This is a genomic window from Virgibacillus sp. FSP13 (assembly GCF_054048505.1).
The window spans coordinates 21,955-39,562 of sequence record NZ_JBSVKG010000008.1 but is presented as its reverse complement, the minus strand read 5'-3'; the positions used below and the strand labels follow the sequence as shown (position 1 = coordinate 39,562).

General features: G+C 37.2%; 18 protein-coding genes. 1 reads left to right on the top strand and 17 read right to left on the bottom strand.

Annotation, left to right across the window (positions count from 1 at the left end):
• The first annotated feature begins 133 nt into the window (after positions 1 to 133).
• Positions 134 to 418: a DUF2624 family protein gene (locus ACW2QC_RS08935; protein ID WP_457543626.1), complete on the top strand. Its 285-nt coding sequence runs from the start codon at positions 134 to 136 to the stop codon at positions 416 to 418.
• A 179-nt stretch (positions 419 to 597) separates the two neighbouring features.
• Here ACW2QC_RS08935 and ACW2QC_RS08930 read toward each other — a convergent pair whose 3' ends face one another.
• The 17 genes from ACW2QC_RS08930 to ybeY all read right to left on the bottom strand — a co-directional run bounded on the left by ACW2QC_RS08930 (position 598) and on the right by ybeY (position 17,608).
• The gene (locus ACW2QC_RS08930) at positions 598 to 1,491 is read right to left on the bottom strand and encodes a deoxyribonuclease IV (RefSeq protein WP_457543625.1); all 894 of its coding nucleotides are present in this window, start codon (positions 1,489 to 1,491) and stop codon (positions 598 to 600) included.
• Between the two features lie 22 nt (positions 1,492 to 1,513).
• Positions 1,514 to 2,833 carry a DEAD/DEAH box helicase gene (locus ACW2QC_RS08925; RefSeq protein ID WP_457543624.1) on the bottom strand — a complete coding sequence of 440 codons (1,320 nt, stop codon included), beginning with the start codon at positions 2,831 to 2,833 and terminating at the stop codon, positions 1,514 to 1,516.
• Between the two features lie 70 nt (positions 2,834 to 2,903).
• Positions 2,904 to 4,010 carry a Nif3-like dinuclear metal center hexameric protein gene (locus tag ACW2QC_RS08920; protein ID WP_457543623.1) on the bottom strand — a complete coding sequence of 369 codons (1,107 nt, stop codon included), beginning with the start codon at positions 4,008 to 4,010 and terminating at the stop codon, positions 2,904 to 2,906.
• Complete coding sequence (locus ACW2QC_RS08915) at positions 4,000 to 4,713, bottom strand: tRNA (adenine(22)-N(1))-methyltransferase (RefSeq protein WP_457543622.1); 714 nt, start codon at positions 4,711 to 4,713, stop codon at positions 4,000 to 4,002. The genes ACW2QC_RS08920 and ACW2QC_RS08915 overlap by 11 nt, the downstream gene beginning before the upstream one ends.
• Positions 4,714 to 4,881: 168 nt before the next feature.
• Entirely contained in the window at positions 4,882 to 5,262 is a 381-nt protein-coding gene (gene cccA, locus ACW2QC_RS08910) for a cytochrome c550 (RefSeq protein WP_457543621.1), read from the bottom strand.
• A 104-nt stretch (positions 5,263 to 5,366) separates the two neighbouring features.
• Complete coding sequence (locus tag ACW2QC_RS08905) at positions 5,367 to 5,906, bottom strand: hypothetical protein (protein ID WP_457543620.1); 540 nt, start codon at positions 5,904 to 5,906, stop codon at positions 5,367 to 5,369.
• Between the two features lie 106 nt (positions 5,907 to 6,012).
• Entirely contained in the window at positions 6,013 to 7,134 is a 1,122-nt protein-coding gene (gene rpoD / locus ACW2QC_RS08900; RefSeq protein ID WP_457543619.1) for an RNA polymerase sigma factor RpoD, read from the bottom strand.
• Positions 7,135 to 7,165: 31 nt separating this feature from the next.
• The gene (gene dnaG / locus ACW2QC_RS08895; protein WP_457543618.1) at positions 7,166 to 8,980 is read right to left on the bottom strand and encodes a DNA primase; all 1,815 of its coding nucleotides are present in this window, start codon (positions 8,978 to 8,980) and stop codon (positions 7,166 to 7,168) included.
• A 514-nt stretch (positions 8,981 to 9,494) separates the two neighbouring features.
• A complete protein-coding gene (locus ACW2QC_RS08890) occupies positions 9,495 to 10,295 on the bottom strand; it encodes a pyruvate, water dikinase regulatory protein (protein WP_457543617.1) in 801 nt (266 codons plus the stop codon).
• 32 nt (positions 10,296 to 10,327) lie between these two features.
• Positions 10,328 to 10,957 carry a helix-turn-helix transcriptional regulator gene (locus ACW2QC_RS08885; protein ID WP_457543616.1) on the bottom strand — a complete coding sequence of 210 codons (630 nt, stop codon included), beginning with the start codon at positions 10,955 to 10,957 and terminating at the stop codon, positions 10,328 to 10,330.
• Between the two features lie 170 nt (positions 10,958 to 11,127).
• On the bottom strand, positions 11,128 to 13,212 hold the full coding sequence (glyS, locus tag ACW2QC_RS08880; protein WP_457543615.1) for a glycine--tRNA ligase subunit beta: 2,085 nt from the start codon (positions 13,210 to 13,212) through the stop codon (positions 11,128 to 11,130).
• Positions 13,212 to 14,090: a glycine--tRNA ligase subunit alpha gene (gene glyQ / locus ACW2QC_RS08875; RefSeq protein ID WP_106497117.1), complete on the bottom strand. Its 879-nt coding sequence runs from the start codon at positions 14,088 to 14,090 to the stop codon at positions 13,212 to 13,214. Before glyQ ends, glyS begins: the two co-directional genes overlap by 1 nt.
• Before the next feature lie 443 nt (positions 14,091 to 14,533).
• A complete protein-coding gene (gene recO, locus ACW2QC_RS08870) occupies positions 14,534 to 15,277 on the bottom strand; it encodes a DNA repair protein RecO (RefSeq protein WP_457543614.1) in 744 nt (247 codons plus the stop codon).
• Between the two features lie 90 nt (positions 15,278 to 15,367).
• A complete protein-coding gene (locus tag ACW2QC_RS08865) occupies positions 15,368 to 15,508 on the bottom strand; it encodes a YqzL family protein (protein ID WP_457543613.1) in 141 nt (46 codons plus the stop codon).
• Between the two features lie 134 nt (positions 15,509 to 15,642).
• The gene (gene era, locus ACW2QC_RS08860; RefSeq protein WP_457543612.1) at positions 15,643 to 16,545 is read right to left on the bottom strand and encodes a GTPase Era; all 903 of its coding nucleotides are present in this window, start codon (positions 16,543 to 16,545) and stop codon (positions 15,643 to 15,645) included.
• Positions 16,546 to 16,779: 234 nt separating this feature from the next.
• A complete protein-coding gene (locus ACW2QC_RS08855) occupies positions 16,780 to 17,166 on the bottom strand; it encodes a diacylglycerol kinase family protein (RefSeq protein ID WP_457543611.1) in 387 nt (128 codons plus the stop codon).
• Positions 17,144 to 17,608 carry an rRNA maturation RNase YbeY gene (ybeY, locus tag ACW2QC_RS08850; RefSeq protein ID WP_457543610.1) on the bottom strand — a complete coding sequence of 155 codons (465 nt, stop codon included), beginning with the start codon at positions 17,606 to 17,608 and terminating at the stop codon, positions 17,144 to 17,146. The genes ACW2QC_RS08855 and ybeY overlap by 23 nt, the downstream gene beginning before the upstream one ends.

Genomic DNA, 17,608 nt, shown 5'->3' with positions numbered 1-17,608 from the left:
TCTTGTATTGAGGTGCATCTATAGTTTATGGATTCTGCCTAAATCTAATGGTGTTACTTTATGGAAAAGCAAGTCACTTTTTCTGAGCTGGTTCATATCATAAATAAGCAATAAATTTTAAGGAGGCATGATCATGTCCAGATTTATCAAAGATCTGATAGCCAATAAAATAACTCAATTATCCCCAGAAGAATTATTGCATTATAGTCAACAATATGGTTTTTCAATTACCAATACACAAGCTAAAGCAATTACAACATATCTAAAAACGCACACCATTGACCCGTTTCATGCTGACGGGAGAGCCAAAATGCTTCAAGAATTAGCACGTATAACCGATCTAAAGACTGCCAAGAAAGCTCAGAAATTATTTAATGAAATAATCAAGTCGCATGGTTTGGAGTCATTATTTTATTAATGCCAAAAGGAATAGCGTTTACCAGCACTATTCCTTTCATATTATAGAGGATGTTCAAAAAGTCCGGTGAAAATGACACATCGAATTTCTTCGTTGGCTTGTTTTTCCGTTCCGGTACTCAAAACTACACCGCCTCGAACTTCTCGGTCCTTTTCATCCTCCTTTTTGAACACGCACTTTTATTGATTTCTAATTTTTTCTTTTAGATTTTCATCAAATTTTTCCGCTTTTATCATCTCAATTTCAAATTTATATGGCGGTTTTTTATTTTTCTTATCTTCCCCAACGTATGGCGTCTCCAATATTTTCGGTAGATCCGTTAACTGTGGATGATGAATCACATAGCGAAGTGCCTCAAATCCAATATGGCCAAATCCTATGTTTTCATGACGGTCCTTATGTGCTCCAATTTCATTTTTACTATCATTCACATGTATAACCTTCAGACGATCTAAACCAATAATTTTATCAAAATCATTTAATACACCATCAAAATCATTGACAATATCATAGCCCGCATCATGGATATGGCACGTATCTAAACAAACAGATAATTTCTCATTATGTGTGACCCCATCAAAGATTTTTGCTAACTCATCAAACGTACGACCGATTTCCGTGCCTTTTCCTGCCATCGTTTCCAGCGCTATTTGGACATGTTGTTCCTTATCAAGTACCTCATTTAAGCCTTCAATTATTTTTTCAATTCCAGCTTCTGCACCCGCACCTACATGGGCACCAGGGTGAAGAACAATTTGCTTAGCCCCAATCGCCTCTGTACGTGCGATTTCACTTCGCAAAAAGTTAACACCTAATTCAAATGTTGCTGGTTTTGTCGTATTGCCTATATTGATAATATAGGGGGCGTGCACAATCAGATCGACAATTCCATTTTCTTTCATATGAGCTATTCCTGCTTCAATATTAAGCTCCTCAATCGGTTTTCTTCTCGTGTTTTGTGGAGCACCGGTATAAATCATGAAGGCATTTTCTCCATATGAAACTGCTTCTTCACTCGAACCTAATAACATTTTTTTCCCGCTCATTGAAACATGTGAACCTATTTTTAACACGTGACACCTCTCCTGCCCTGAATTATTTTTTACGTTTTGTATGTTGGTTTTTGGTTAACTGGCGTTTAATCTGTTGTTGTTGCTTTTTCATTTTTTTCTTATAACCTGGTTTTACTTTTTTCGTTTTTCGTACCTTTTTCCAGGCTTCCTTTTCAGCGTTTGTTTCGGTTTTTGTACGAAGATTGCGTTCATTCCACGCCTTCACTTCTTGCCAGTCACCATTTTTTATCGTGTAAAATGTAAATGCAAGTCCTTTGTATTCTAATTTTTCAATCAGCTTAAGATCCTGGTCGTCATATAAGCTAATCGCGGTACCTTCCATTCCTGCTCTAGCTGTCCGTCCAACACGATGGATATAAAAATCTTCCTCTTTGGGCAACTGTGCGTTAATCACATGACTAACACCTTTAATATCAATCCCTCTTGAAGCTAAGTCGGTTGCCACAATATATTGATACCGGAGATTTTGAATATCCTTTAACACCCGTTTCCGTTCTCGTGGCGACAATCCCCCATGAATTAATCCCACATCCAATCCTTTTTGTTGCAAGGACGCCGATAGTTCATTCGCTAATTCTTTGCCGTTCGTAAAAATAATAGCTAAAAACGGTTGGATTGTTTTGGTTATATCAAAAATAATCTCAGCTGCAGTCCGGTGTTTCAATGGAATTAGCCGGTGTTCCATTGTTTCTGGTGATAACCCGTCATCTATTTTCACATGTAATGGATTTTCCAAATACTTTTTGAAAAAATGTTCCAACCGCTGTGGGATCGTTGCCGAGAATACTAGTAATTGGATATCTTGTTTACAGCGTACCAATAATTGATCGACATCATGAATAAATCCTAAATCCAACATCAGATCCGCTTCATCAATGACAAAGGAATTGGCCGAATAAAGTGAAATGGCGTCTTCCTTTACCAAATCCAAAATTCTTCCAGGTGTACCAACAACAATATGGGGAGGTTGCTTCAACTTCTCCATCATTTTTTGTTTATCTGTACCACCAACTAATAACTTTGCGAACCATTGATTGTCTTTATCGGCATAATGGATTATTTTTTTTACCTCTTCATGTATTTGCATAGCAAGTTCTCTTGTCGGTGCGGTAATGACAAATTGCACTTCACGTTTATTTACATCAATTTGGTTAAATAACGGTAATAAATAGGCATGTGTTTTGCCTGAACCTGTATGTGACTGTCCGATGACACTTTTTCCGTTTAAGGCAGCCGGTATCACCTGTTGTTGAATTTCTGTCGGTTGATAAAATTGTAGACGTTCTACTACTTCAAGTAAAACAGGATGGAATGCAAACTTACTAAAATGATTATTTTCCATAAATGTACTCCTTCTTCAATTAACGATCTAATGTTTAAGATAGACTTTATCTCTATTATAGAGTACTTTCTTAAATAAAGCGAAATGGTTCAGTATTTGCTTTTGACGTAATAACCTTGATACTTTGTTGGTTAAGTTGTTGTTCTAAATGGTGCTTAACACTTTGTTTCATCACTTTTTCAATATGATGTCCAGGATCAATAACAGAAAGTCCCATTTGCCAAGCATCCTGTGCTGCATGAAATGTCATATCGCCTGTTATATAAGCATCTGCACCTTTGGCTTTAGCAGCATGAATATATTTTTCACCACTTCCACCTAAGACCGCAACTTTGCTAATTGTCGATGTTAAATCGCCAGTTACCCGCAAATCAGGTACATCCAATACTGTTTTTAGGTGTTCGCATAATTCAGTTAAACCCATGCTTTTCGTTAACCAGCCGATTCGACCAATTCCATAAGTTTCTCCTTTGTTTTCCAATGGATAAATGTCATAGGCTGGTTCTTCATACGGATGCGCGTGAAGGACAGCTTTTACAACGTTATCTATTCTTTGTTCTGGTACTATTGTTTCAATTTTTATTTCATCAACTTTCGCGATTTCATTTTTCGTACCAATAAAGGGGGTTGTCCCTTCCAGTGGTTTAAATGTGCCCTGGCCTTCTGTTTGGAATGTACAATGACTATAATTACCAATATGACCAGCCCCACCCTCATGAAGTGCTTGCTGTACTTTTTCCATCTGTGGGTGCGGAACGTAGACACTGAATTTCACTAATTTGTCTGTATTTGATCCAAGTAGCACCTTACGCTCATTAATACCTATCACATCACATAACATATCATTAACGCCACCATTTGCAGCATCAAGATTTGTATGTGCAGCATATACAGTTATATCATGCTGGATAAGTTTTTGAATGATTCGCCCTTGAACGGAATTTGTATTTAACTGTTTGATTGGTTTAAACAATAACGGATGATGAGCAATAATTAAATCAACATTTTTATCGATCGCTTCATCCACAACAGATTCCAGCACATCTAACGTTATCATAATTTTATTTACTTGTTTATCATATGTTCCAACTTGCAAACCGACATTGTCCCAATCATACGCCAAACGTTTTGGAGCCCACTGCTCAAGGATAGAAAATATAGTAGCATTAGTTACCATTATTCAAAACCTCCTTTATCCATCCTAATTCCCGTTCGAATTGTGTGATCTTTTCTTCATCTCGAGTTGTTGCTTGTTTCATTTGGTTAATCACCCGAATTAATTTTCCCAGTTCATATTGCCACTTACGATAGAAAGTTGACGTTTGTTTTGCTAATAAAAAAGGGCCAAATAACAATTCTTTTTCTGTCCAATTATTCAATGGGGAATCATTATGACGTTTTGCTGCGTTAATGATTTCATAAAAATGACCATTCTCTTCAACTAGTTCTTCATCTGTAAGTCGAAAATTATGCGCCGTCAACCATTTCCGAACACCTTTTGCATCTACATTTGGTTGAGCGATGATATGCTCCACATTATCAAGCTTGTTCTTTCCGTTTTCTAAAATGGATTGAATTAGTGATCCGCCCATTCCAGCAATCACAACCTGCTCCACCTCATCTTTTTCAATCACTTGCAATCCATCACCTAGACGCACATCAATTTTGTCGGAAAGTTGATACGCCTGTACCGTTGTTTTAGCACTATTAAACGGTCCTACATTTACCTCACCGGCAATTGCTTTTGCTGCACTATCTTTTAGGCATACATAACATGGTAAATAAGCATGGTCCGATCCTATATCTGCAAAATTAGCACCTCTAGGTAAAAATAATGCTACTTTTTTTAATCGATTTGAAAGATTTATTTTTTGCGACATCTTACTCTCCTCTTATAGCGCTTGTCCAAAAAAAAGAGGAAAAAAAGGACCAATTAGTTTCGATGAGTCATTTTTACCGGAATTTTTGAACAACCTCTTCTATGATAAAAGAAAGCCTTCTGCATTGATCAGAAAGCTTTCCTTGTAGTCTATATTCTTAATCTTTGTTTATTTCTTTTCTGAAAGCCATTTAGCTAATGCTTCTGCTTGTGGATCTTCTACTAGACCAGCTGGCATTTGACCACGGCCATTCATAATTGTGTTTTTAATTTCATCCTCGGAAAGTCTGCCGCCAACTTCCTGTAAGTTTGGCCCCATTCCACCGGATAGATCAGCACCATGACAGCTAGCACAAGTATTTTCAAAAATGGCTTCAGGATCGTCTGTTGCACCCTCTTCTCCGCCATTATCAGCTTGTTCGCTTGTATCTCCGCCTTCTTCAGCCTTTTGAATAGCTTCACGTTGGTCGATACCAGCAACAGAAAGAATGATTACCATAGCTATCCCTAAAACGGCGATAAGTGCAAACGGAATGATGTTTTTCTTCATTCGTATTTCCTCCTTATGTATACCCTTATTCAATTTTGTCAAAAAAAGACTATCCTTATTTTACTTGAAAACCAATTTAGTTTAAAGAGAAATGATGTGAAAACTTATAGAACTATTATTACTACTGTTAACACAATCCCAACAACACCTGCAATATTAATATATTTCATCTGGTTTTTCAGCCCCAATAAAAGCCAACCAAAAAACTGCGCGATTATCAAACCATTTGTCAAACCTTGATGATGGACATATAAGTTACTTAAAAAAACAGTTGTCAAAAGCAGCAACAATAGAAATACAACCAATGACAGACGAGACAATCGCTTGTCTTCTTTTTTATAATAATAGTATTGCCAAAAAGAAGACCCCATAAATAAAATTAAAATACAAAGTTGCAATATTGGATGAAATTCCGTAAAATAGATAACAACAAATGAAAACGGTATCAACAGCAATTGGATCACAAACTGCACCAAAAAAGACAGTTTTAATGATGGCCTCCCCTTTGCTGTCGATGGTTCACTAATTGCTTCACCATTCGAATAAAGGGCTAAGAGAAAATCACAATACATCTCTGGAAGCAGCTTGTGTCTTTTCCAATAATTTATTTCCTTAATAATAGTAGCAATTCGTTCTTCTGCCATGCATCATCACCTCAGTATAGGCGGCAATCTAAGACTGTGATATTTGGATAAAATAATCACGCACAGTCATTGTTCACGCAATGAGTGTCCAATGACTGAACACCAATTATTCAAGGAAATCTTTAAGACGCTTACTACGACTAGGATGACGCAATTTACGCAATGCTTTTGCTTCAATTTGACGAATTCTTTCTCTTGTTACGCCAAACACCTTGCCGACCTCTTCCAATGTTCTTGTTCGTCCATCGTCAAGCCCAAATCGCAGCCGTAATACATTCTCTTCCCGATCCGTAAGTGTGTCTAATACATCTTCCAGTTGTTCTTTTAATAGTTCATATGCAGCATGATCAGAAGGTGAAATTGCTTCTTGATCTTCAATGAAATCACCTAAATGGGAATCATCCTCCTCACCAATCGGTGTTTCAAGTGACACGGGTTCTTGAGCAATTTTTAGAATATCTCGAACCTTATCTGGGGATAAATCCATCTCCTCACCAATTTCTTCTGGTGTAGGTTCACGTCCAAGATCTTGCAGTAACTGGCGTTGAACACGAATAAGTTTGTTAATCGTTTCCACCATATGAACTGGAATTCGAATTGTTCGAGCCTGATCAGCAATCGCTCTTGTAATTGCTTGACGAATCCACCATGTAGCATAGGTACTAAACTTAAACCCCTTCCGATAGTCGAACTTTTCGACTGCTTTCATAAGGCCCATATTACCCTCTTGGATAAGATCTAAAAATAACATCCCTCTACCGACATAACGTTTAGCTATACTAACAACCAGGCGTAAGTTAGCCTCTGCAAGTCGTCTTTTCGCTTCATCTTCACCTTGTTCGATTCGATTTGCAAGATTAATTTCTTCAGCAGCTGACAATAAATCAACTCGACCGATTTCCTTCAAATACATTCGAACTGGATCATTAATTTTAATACCAATTGGAACACTTAAATCATTTAAATCAAATTCTTCTTCTTTCGCTATTTGTTGCATCTTGGGATCTTCTTCAGACTCACCAATTACTTCTACACCTTGCTCATTCAGGTACTCATAAAACTCATCCATTTGCTCTGATTCAAGCTCGAAACTCGACAATCGATCTGCAACTTCTTCATAAGCAAGTACACCACGTTTCTTTCCTATCTCAAGTAATTGGTCTTTTGCTTGTTCAAGTGTCAACTCATTTTGATTGTCTTTTGTTTTTGCGGGCTTATTTTCGGCCATGAGTCCCCCTCCTTCCATACTTCTAAATACATCAATTTGTATTTTTTAACTGCTTTTGTATTTCAATAATTTGCATTGCTATTTGGGCGGCTTTTATTGGATCGCTTTGTTGTTCAGCTATTCTCTGTTGTTCTCTCAGCATCTTTATCGTTGCGACATCATGGTTCTCTGTATAAATAATCCTCAAATAATCATTAATTTGTTGATCACTGATATTTTCAACCATCGGTATCATCGCGATTTCAATAACTGTCTGCTTTATTTTTTCATCTGTCAACCTGTCAATAAATAGGCTAACATCAGCAGGATGCCCTTCCTCATAATAAGCATACAAATGTGTGGCAATAATTTTATGCTCATCCACATTAAAGGCCCCACCTATTTCCTGTTGTACCTTATCAGCAATTGATATGTCCTTTAACATGTAAGCAATAAGTTGTCGTTCCGCATTATAAAATGCCGGTAACAATTTTTTAGTCTGATAAATATCTTTGGTATTATTAGTATATCTTTTCTTCTTGCTCTTATCCTTATTAACATTGACATTTTGGCGATATTTACGGATCTCTTGCTCCAATGTCTCCATGGTTAAATCATATTCACTGCTTAACTCTTTTAAATAATATTCCCGTTCAACCGCATTATCAATCATTGCCAATTGTTTCAAAATAATTTCAATATAATTTATGCGATCGCCCTCAAGTTTTACATTATAATCCTTTTTCATATAACGCATAAAAAAAGTCATATACGTATCACTAGCTTTGATCACTTTATTCGTGAACGCATCAGCACCGTACGATTTAATGTAGTCATCAGGATCCATTCCGTCTTCCAATCGGGCAACCTTCACTTGACAGCCGACCTGCCGAAGTAGGTTCGCAGCTTTATAAGTAGCTTCGATACCAGCATTATCCGAATCATAACAAAGAATAACTGTATCCACATAGCGGCGCAATAATTTTGCCTGATTTTCGGTTAACGATGTCCCCAATGTTGCAATTACATTTTTCACACCTGCTTGGTAGGCTGCAATTACATCCATATATCCTTCTAACAGGATAGCTTCACCACTTGTGCGAATGTGTTTTTTTGCTTGGTCAAAGTTATATAGTAGTTTCCCTTTTTGAAATAATTCACTTTCAGGGCTGTTTAAATATTTTGGCTCTTGACCAGCAATTGCACGTCCACCAAATGCTACTGTTTTTCCCAGGTGATTTCTAATCGGGAAAATCACTCTCCCTCTGAACCGGTCAGAAACGGTATTATCATCGTACAGGGAGAGCAGACCTGCTTTTACTAAAACTTGTTGGTGAAAACCTTTTTTTTCAAGAAATTCAGCGATAAAATCTTTTACATTTGGGGCAAAGCCTAATTGAAACTGATCAATTGTTTCCTCTTCAATCCCCCGGTCGATAAAGTATTGATATCCTTCTTTTCCATCTTTAGTAAACCGAAGTAAGTGATGATAAAGTTTTTGCAACCATTCATAGGCAGATAAAATACTCTGGTTTTCCTGGGAAAGAGAGCTTTCCTTGTTTATACCTGTTTCAGGCAATTTCGTACCGCTTCTATCTGCAAGAAATTTCAAAGCATCATAAAAAGAATAGCTCTCCATTTCCATTAAAAATGTCACGACATTTCCACCTTTTCCACAACCAAAGCAATGAAAAATTTGTTTTTCTTGTGTGACTGAAAACGAAGGGGTCTTCTCCCCATGAAAAGGGCATAATCCGAAAAAATTTCGCCCTTGTTTTTTCAATTGTACATATTCTCCAATGACATCAACAATATCATTGGCTTTACGGACTTCTTCGATCACTTCTTCTGGAACTTGATTAGGCATATAAAACCACCACTATACTATTATTCGAGATTGTTTAAGAAAATCCTTCATGATTCGACAATATTTTTTATAACTCGAAAAAAATTTCCTTCTATTTTGTATGCTAAACTTAGAAGGATCATTCCTGTCTATACAATTTTGTTCGCTATTCCCCATTGTACCTCTTGAAGGGCAAACATAAACACTAAGATGTTCCTAGTGATTGCTCTACAACTAATTTTCCATTACAATTTAATTCTACACAAGCGAAATAGAATCCTCCTTAATTGGCAATGTTTTATTTTTCTGACTATGTCTTCCATCCTTAGAAAATTGTAATGTTAGAACACATTTTTACACAAATACTAATTATAATACAAGAAATACTATAATGCTATAAAAAAATCTTGGAAAACTCGGCATTTTCCACGTCCGTATCGAGTGCCGAGTTTTTCTTATAATCTATAAAATTTATACCTTCTTAAAGAGCAAGAAAACATCCTACTCCTTTATGTAGAATGTTTTCTTGTTTATTCTATGATTTAATAATGCGTAAAATGCTATTTGCTGTTTCTTCAACCGCTTTACTAGATACATCCACTACTTTACAGCCAATTTTATTCACAATTTTATCAAAATAATCCAGTTCTTGATGAATCCTATCCATGTTTGCGTATGTGGCTTGATCACCTAGACCCAATGCTTTTAGTCTCTCTCTTCGAATATCATTTAACTTCGTCGAATTAATTCTAAGACCAATACATTTTTTTGGATTAACTTCAAACAATTCCTCAGGAGGGTCGACTTCTGGAACGATCGGCACATTTGCCACTTTTAAACGTTTGTGTGCTAAATATTGTGATAATGGTGTTTTCGATGTACGGGAAACACCAATCAAAATAATGTCTGCACGCGCAATCCCGCGCGGGTCCCTTCCGTCATCATATTTAACAGCAAATTCTATTGCCTCCACACGCTTAAAATAATCTTCGTCCAATTTATGTACTAACCCTGGTTCAAGTCGCGGCTTTCCGAATAACCGCTCCATTGCTTCCATCATTGGACCCATAATATCGATCGCCTCAATATCAAGTTTTTTCGCTTCTTGATTTAAATAATTGCGAAGTGCTGGATCAACCAAAGTAAACCCAATAATTCCTTGTTGTTCTTTTGCTAAAGTTAGTGCTTCATCGATCGTTTGTTTGTCCTCTACATAAGGAATACGTTGGATTTTATATTCACCATTATTAAATTGGCTCAAACCAGCCTTAATAACTAAATCTGCTGTTTCCCCGACAGAGTCAGATAAAACATAAACTAATGGTTTTGATCCCATCAATCTCCACTCCTTTCCAGTTCAGGCTTATTCTATAAGTGTTCATCCATAATTAATTCAACAAATGCTTTCGTGATCGTTGTTTTTGTAATACGACCAACGATTTCTAGACTTTTTTCCGCATCTTTTACTACTGGAACACCATCAATTTGTTTATCGATTAATTTTTTTGCAACGTCTAAAAGTGGATCGTCTCTCCGACAAACCGTGATATTAGGCATACGGGTCATGATAATGTGTACTGGTATATCATTTAAATCTTGTTTCCCAATACTTGCTCTTAGCAAATCTTTTCGCGAAAGAACCCCAGTCAAACAGGCATTATCATCGACTACAAATAATGTACCAACATCCTCCAGGAACATTGTTGAAATGGCATCATATACCGATGCACTTTCCTTAACTACGATTGGTACAGATTGGTATTCATGAACTTTAAACTGCTTTATCTTTTCAGTTAACAGTTCCGAGCCAGTTTTTCCAGTAAAGAAATAGCCTACACGTGGTCTAGCTTCTAAGAATCCGGCCATTGTTAAAATAGCTAAATCCGGTCGTAAGGTTGCACGTGTCAATGATAACTGATCAGCAATATGTTCTCCGGTAATTGGACCATTCTCTTTAACAATTTCAATAATTTGTTCTTGTCTATTAGATAATTCCACTCTTTCACCACCTATCAGCATAAATGTGACATACTATTATATAAACATTATAGCTTAATTATAGTGGAAAGGGAAATAAAGACATACGATTGCAGGGATGAGGGCGAGAGGAGTGTAATCAACACCATTCTGCCCTTTCAAATAAACCCACAATCGATTTACTCCAGCCCTTAAAAATGCTGTTTCCAGCTTACTTGTGTCATATCAGCGTAATCATGGATTAACTTGGCAATTAAGTGAATCAATGCTAAGCGATTATTACGAACTCCATCATTATCAGCCATTACCATGTTATTTTCAAAAAAGTCGTGGATTCCATGATGCAGCTTACTTAATTGCATTAACGCTTGCTCGGCATCCAAATCATCCTTCGCCTGATGATAACCAGTTGAAACTTCTTGAAATTTTTCATATAAATATCGTTCGGATGGTGTTTCAAACAATTTCGGATCAACTTGATCACTATCTGCTTTTTTTGCTAGGTTCAAGACTCGAGTAAATGCTTCTTGTGTCTGCTTGAAATCAACTTGATTCCGTTTTTGTGATAATTCGCTTGCCTTTGCCAGTGTATAATCAAAAACTCCGATATCATTTGCTAAGACCGCGTGAATGATATCTGCTTCAACGCCTGCTTCTTTCAACAAATACGTCGCACGTAATGCCAAGAAATCGTTCAGTTCATTTGCAATAGTTTCTTGATCATTTAACTCGATATCGGTTGTTTGATACAATTTTTGCGTGATTTCCAATAGCTGCTCAACAGAAATATCCCATTTATTGTGCTGTAAAATTTTCAACACACCAACAGCTTGGCGTCGTAATCCATATGGGTCTTGTGAGCCGGTTGGCACTAAGCCTACCGAAATACATCCGACAATTGTGTCCAGCTTATCTGCTACACTTACAATAGCTCCTTCAATTGTTTCTGGTAATTGGTCATTTGCATTACGTGGCATATAGTGTTCTGCAACAGCTTTTGCAACTATTTTGTCCTCACCAAAGTTGATGGCATAATCTTCTCCCATTATACCCTGCAGTTCCGTAAATTCGTTAACCATATTCGTCATTAAATCAAACTTACTGATTTCTGCTGTTCGAACTGCTCGTTGCTTTTTCTCATCATCCAAATCTAACCCATCAGCAATATGTTTCGTAATCGTCATAACACGTTCAACTTTATCATGGATGGTCCCTAGCTTTTCCTGAAAAACTACTTTATCTAGTTTTTGCAAGTAAAAAGCAATTGGGTGTTTCTGATCTTCCTCGTAGAAAAATTGTGCATCCGATAATCGAGCTTTTAATACTTTTTCATTTCCTTTAGCAACCATTTCAAGTTGATGGTCATCACCATTTCTTACACCAACAAAACGTGCGAGTAGCTGACCTTCATTCGATTTAACAGGAAAATACCGTTGGTGTTCTTTCATCGAGGTAATCAGTACTTCAGGTGGTAATTTCAAGAACGACGTATCAAACGATCCCATAAAAGCAGTTGGATACTCAACCAAATTGCGAACTTCATTTAACAAGTCTGCATCTGTTGGGATATGCAAGTCATTTTGTTTCTCCAATTCTTTTATTTCTTTAACAATTAATTTTTCACGTTTATTCGGATCAGCAATGACAAAATTCTCAGCCAATTTGTCTACGTATTCACTTGGTTTTTCAAGTGTAATAGTCCCCCCTAGAAACCGATGACCATATGTCTGGTTGCCTGTATGGACATGGGTAATCTCAAACGGAATCACTTCATGATCATATAATGCCACAAGCCAGCGAATTGGACGCACATATCGCAGACTTTCTGCTGCCCAGCGCATATTTTTTGGAAACTGTATCGATAAAATAACATCTTTGAACGATGGTAGTAATTCAGCTGTTTGCTTTCCTTCAATATGTTTTTCAACAAAAATATAGGAGGTACCTTTAACCTCTTTTGTGTATATGTCCTCCGTTGTTTTACCTTGCCCTTTTGTAAACCCAACAGCTGCCTTTGTCCAATTTCCTTCCTCGTCTTGAGCAATTTTAGTTGCGGGGCCTTTTGCTTCTTCCTCAATTGTCGTTTGCTCTTCCGCCATTCCTTGAATAAGAACTGCAAGCCTTCTAGGCGTTGAATAGGAGGAAATGGACTCATAGGCGATCCGCAATTCTTCCAGCCAATTTTCCGTTTTATCTTTCAACTGTTTTTCTGCATCGTCAATAAAGCGTGCAGGTAACTCTTCTAATCCTATTTCAAATAACGCATCCTTTGCCATTATTCTTTCTCCTCCTTAAGCATCGGAAATCCAAGCTCTTCCCGTTTTGCCACATATGCCTTCGCAATGCCTCTAGCTAAATTACGAACCCTGGAGATGTATCCTGTTCGTTCTGTAACGGAAATTACACCCTTTGCATCAAGCAAATTGAATGTATGGGAACACTTTAATACGTAGTCATACGCTGGGAAAACCAATCCTTTTTCCATCGTTGTCTTCGCCTCTTGCTCATACATACTGAATAATTGAAATAACATATCCGTATTTGACTCTTCAAATGTGTATGTTGAATGCTCATATTCTGGTTGAAAGAAAATATCCTTAACCGTTACACCATCTGTCCATTCCAAATCAAACACATTTTCTTTATCTTGAATATACGATGCCAGCCGTTCAATTCCATATGTTAACTCAACTGTAACAGGATTTGCTTCTAAACCGCCAATTTGCTGAAAATAAGTAAATTGGGTAATCTCCATCCCATCCAGCCATACTTCCCAGCCCAAACCTGCAGCACCAAGTGTTGGATTTTCCCAATTATCTTCAACAAATCGAATATCATGTTGCAGTGGATCAATCCCTAAAGCCTTGAGCGAATTTAGATATAATTCCTGAATGTTATCAGGAGATGGCTTCATAATTACCTGAAATTGATGATGCTGATACAAGCGGTTCGGGTTTTGACCATACCTGCCATCTGCCGGACGTCTTGATGGCTCTACATACGCAACCTTCCATGGTTCCGGCCCTAAACTTCTTAATAGTGTCATTGGTGACATTGTACCTGCACCTTTTTCCACATCATAGGCTTGGACTAAAATACACTTTTGATCTGACCAATGTTTCTGCAATGTTAGAATCATTTCTTGGATATTCATTGTGATTTACCCTCCAGTTTATACAATAAAAAACGTCCCTATGTCTATAAATTATCTAGACATAGGGACGGGATTTCCGCGGTTCCACCCTATTTGCTCATTTAGAGCCACTTTATTGAATTGCTCCGGAGCGCCTTTCCTTATTGGACTATTATCCAGCTCACACCGTTCTGGACTCGCTTTAAGAGGTTGTTCAAAAGTCACCAAATGATAAGCTGCGAACCTCTTCGTTGGCTTGTCTTTCTGGTCCTCATGTAGATTTCACCTACATTCCGGTCCTCAAGACTACGCCGCCTCGACCTTCTTGCTTCTAATTTGGCAACTCTTTGAACACGCACTTTGAATAGAAGTCAATAAATACTTTTTCTCCATCACTGCAATTGTATCTCAATTGAACATATGTATAGATGATACTGCATTTATAATGATTTTGTCAACATAACTCACCTTAAGCGATCTAGTTGATTTAAGAACTTCTTCGATTTTATATAAAATCCGCCATAGCGATCATAATAGGAGTCTAATAATTGCCGCAGCAACTGGATATTCTTCTCTTTCATTGATATGTTACCAATCTGTTCCAGGCCAACATGTAGAAAAACGTGCAATAACTTTGCTAAAACATTTGACAAGGCGATTGCATCCCGGTCCAAGTATAAACATCTCGCGCAAAGTATTCCTCCTTCATCAATGGAAAAAGAAAATGGGGCTTCTTTACAACCGCAATTGACACAACAATCAACAGTAGGAGCAAATCCACCTTTTGCAAACATTTTTAATTCATACATCATAATCGGGATTTCTGCACGTTCATTTTCAGCAATCCAACATAATGTTCGGTACAACTGATCATATAAATAAACGTCAGGTGTATGCTCATCCAAAAGCTTATCTGTTAATTCAACAAGGTAAGCTGTGTAAGCAGTTTTAATAATATCTTCACGAATAGCACGAAATGATTGAACTATTTCTCCTTGTTGGACTGTACTTAGACCAGTATTCATATAGACGAAAAACTCACCAAGAATAAATGGCTGCGTAACCGCAGCCATTCTGCTCTTCGGCTTCTTAGCGCCTTTGGCAATTGCTGCAAATTTTCCCACCTTTTTACTTAATATCGTAACTATCTTATGTGTTTCACCATAATCTTGTGTTTTGATGACAATACCTTCCACCTTTTCAAGCACATAGCTTCACCTATCCTTTATTAGGCAATTCAATCTCGTCCATTACCTAATACGTCCCCACGTCTATTGAAAAGCTTTCCAATTCAATTTTTAAATTTTCGTGTCATGTTGCGTTATTTCGTCATTTTCATGCCGTGTTTGACCATTTGGTTCTGTCTCCAACTCTTTCAATAACAAATAGGTTTCAACGTTCCCCGTTTGACTAAATAATTTCCAAGTAAAGTCGATCACAAGAAACCACACCTTCCTTTATATCGTTTGAAAAAGCAATATTTTTTCAGCTCAAATTGTAACCTAAAAAATTTGAACCCTATTACTAGAATGACCACACATGAAGAAAGAATGAGTTTTAAATTTTACCATGTTTAATATTCATCACGACGAAAACCTAACTCCCGAAGCTGGCTTTGTCTGTTTCGCCAGTCTTTTTGAACCTTCACCCAAAGTTCAAGATATATTTTTGTACCAAGTAATGCTTCAATATCCGCACGCGCTTTCTTTCCAATTTCCTTCAACATGCTTCCTTGTTTACCAATTAGAATTCCCTTTTGTGTTTTTCTTTCGGTAATGACAGTCGCCTGAATAAAGACTGTATTAGAGTCTCTTTCTTCAATATTTTCAATCACAACCGCGATCGAATGCGGAACCTCTTCCCGTGTTAATTGCAAAACCTTTTCACGGATCAATTCGCTAATAATGAAGCGTTCCGGGTGGTCTGTAACTTGATCATCCGGATAATACTGCGGACCTTCTGGCAAATGGCCTTTTAAAACATCCAGTAGATGATTAACATTATTACCTTGCAATGCTGAAATCGGGATGATCTCTTCAAAATTATATTTTTCCTTATATAATTCAATTAGCGGAAATAAATCGTCTGGATGGATCAAATCAATTTTATTTATAATGAGAAAAACCGGCTTTTTAACCTGCTGTAGCCGATCCAAAATATATTGATCGCCTCTACCATACCCCTCTTTAGCATTAATCATAAACAAAACAGCATCCACTTCATTTAATGTGTTTTCGGCAATTTGCACCATAAAATCACCAAGTCGATGCTTCGGTTTGTGTATTCCTGGGGTATCAATAAAAACTAATTGCGCATCATCCTGGGTAAGTACACCTTGAATTTTATTTCGGGTTGTTTGCGCTTTATCACTCATGATGGCAATTTTTTGACCAATTACCCGATTCATAAATGTCGATTTTCCAACATTTGGTCTACCAATTATTGCAATAAAGCCAGATTTAAAATTGTTTTCCATGCTATTTCCTCCGGTGCCTAAGTTATTTCGTCTTTGTTTATACTATAATACTACAAAAAAGCGCTACTTTCATGTTATCGACAAAAGCTTTAAAAAGTTTTTCTTTTTCTTCGTTTCCCGACACGGTTCATACCCCGAAGCGGTTATCTTTTATAAATCAGTCAAAGTAAAAAACCCATCACTAAGGAAGGGTCTTAAATTATAGCTTTTTTCTTAATGTTGTTGTGTTTAAGCCTAAATCATAAACAGTCTGTATAGTTTCGGTAAAAAAATGATAATGCCAATAATCATAGCCATCAATGCGGCTACTAACACGGCTCCAGCAGCAATATCCTTGATTACTTTCGCTACTGGGTGGATATCCGGTTTTACGTAGTCAACCATTCTTTCAATCGCCGTATTCATCATTTCCGCAACAAACACAATGCCGATGGAAAACAATATCATTGCCCATTCGACAGCGGGTAATTGAAGTAGAAAACTCACACCAATCACGATAATGGCTGCTACTGTATGAATCTGGAAGTTTCGTTCTGTTTTAAGTATTTCAACAAACCCATTCCATGCATACCGAAGACCAATTCCCCGCTTCTTTTGTTTATCGCTCGAGTCCAAACGCATTTAATATATCCTCTTGTTTTTGGAACATTACTGCCTCTTCTTCCTTTACCATATGATCATAGCCGAGTAGATGGAGGAAACCATGAACAGTTAAAAATCCGATTTCTCGCTCAAGTGAATGGTTGTAATCCTCTGCTTGTTCTTTTGCACGATCGACTGAGATCACAATATCTCCCAACACGAGGGGAATATCCTCGCCAACGACATGTATTTCCCCTTCCACTGTCTCTTGCAATGCGAAAGATATAACGTCAGTTGGTTTATCAATCCCCCTGTAATTACGATTCAATTCTTGTATTTCTTTATTATCAACGAAGTTAACCGACACTTCCGCTTCGTTTGAGATACCTTCCTTTTCTGCAGCAAAAATCAGTAATCGTTGAAGCATATCTACATAATCACTAGGGATTGATGTTGTTTGATCATGAAAATCAATATGCAT

Bases quoted from the DNA above. Each gene is read 5' to 3' on its own strand.
- ACW2QC_RS08935 (WP_457543626.1), top strand. From the start codon at position 134: ATGTCCAGATTTATCAAAGATCTGATAGCCAATAAAATAACTCAATTA.
- ACW2QC_RS08925 (WP_457543624.1), bottom strand. From the start codon at position 2,833: ATGGAAAATAATCATTTTAGTAAGTTTGCATTCCATCCTGTTTTACTT.
- ACW2QC_RS08920 (WP_457543623.1), bottom strand. From the start codon at position 4,010: ATGGTAACTAATGCTACTATATTTTCTATCCTTGAGCAGTGGGCTCCA.
- ACW2QC_RS08915 (WP_457543622.1), bottom strand. From the start codon at position 4,713: ATGTCGCAAAAAATAAATCTTTCAAATCGATTAAAAAAAGTAGCATTA.
- cccA (WP_457543621.1), bottom strand. From the start codon at position 5,262: ATGAAGAAAAACATCATTCCGTTTGCACTTATCGCCGTTTTAGGGATA.
- ACW2QC_RS08905 (WP_457543620.1), bottom strand. From the start codon at position 5,906: ATGGCAGAAGAACGAATTGCTACTATTATTAAGGAAATAAATTATTGG.
- rpoD (WP_457543619.1), bottom strand. From the start codon at position 7,134: ATGGCCGAAAATAAGCCCGCAAAAACAAAAGACAATCAAAATGAGTTG.
- dnaG (WP_457543618.1), bottom strand. From the start codon at position 8,980: ATGCCTAATCAAGTTCCAGAAGAAGTGATCGAAGAAGTCCGTAAAGCC.
- ACW2QC_RS08890 (WP_457543617.1), bottom strand. From the start codon at position 10,295: ATGGGATCAAAACCATTAGTTTATGTTTTATCTGACTCTGTCGGGGAA.
- glyS (WP_457543615.1), bottom strand. From the start codon at position 13,212: ATGGCAAAGGATGCGTTATTTGAAATAGGATTAGAAGAGTTACCTGCA.
- glyQ (WP_106497117.1), bottom strand. From the start codon at position 14,090: ATGAATATCCAAGAAATGATTCTAACATTGCAGAAACATTGGTCAGAT.
- era (WP_457543612.1), bottom strand. From the start codon at position 16,545: ATGGAAAACAATTTTAAATCTGGCTTTATTGCAATAATTGGTAGACCA.
- ACW2QC_RS08855 (WP_457543611.1), bottom strand. From the start codon at position 17,166: ATGCGTTTGGACTCGAGCGATAAACAAAAGAAGCGGGGAATTGGTCTT.
- ybeY (WP_457543610.1), bottom strand. From the start codon at position 17,608: ATGCATATTGATTTTCATGATCAAACAACATCAATCCCTAGTGATTAT.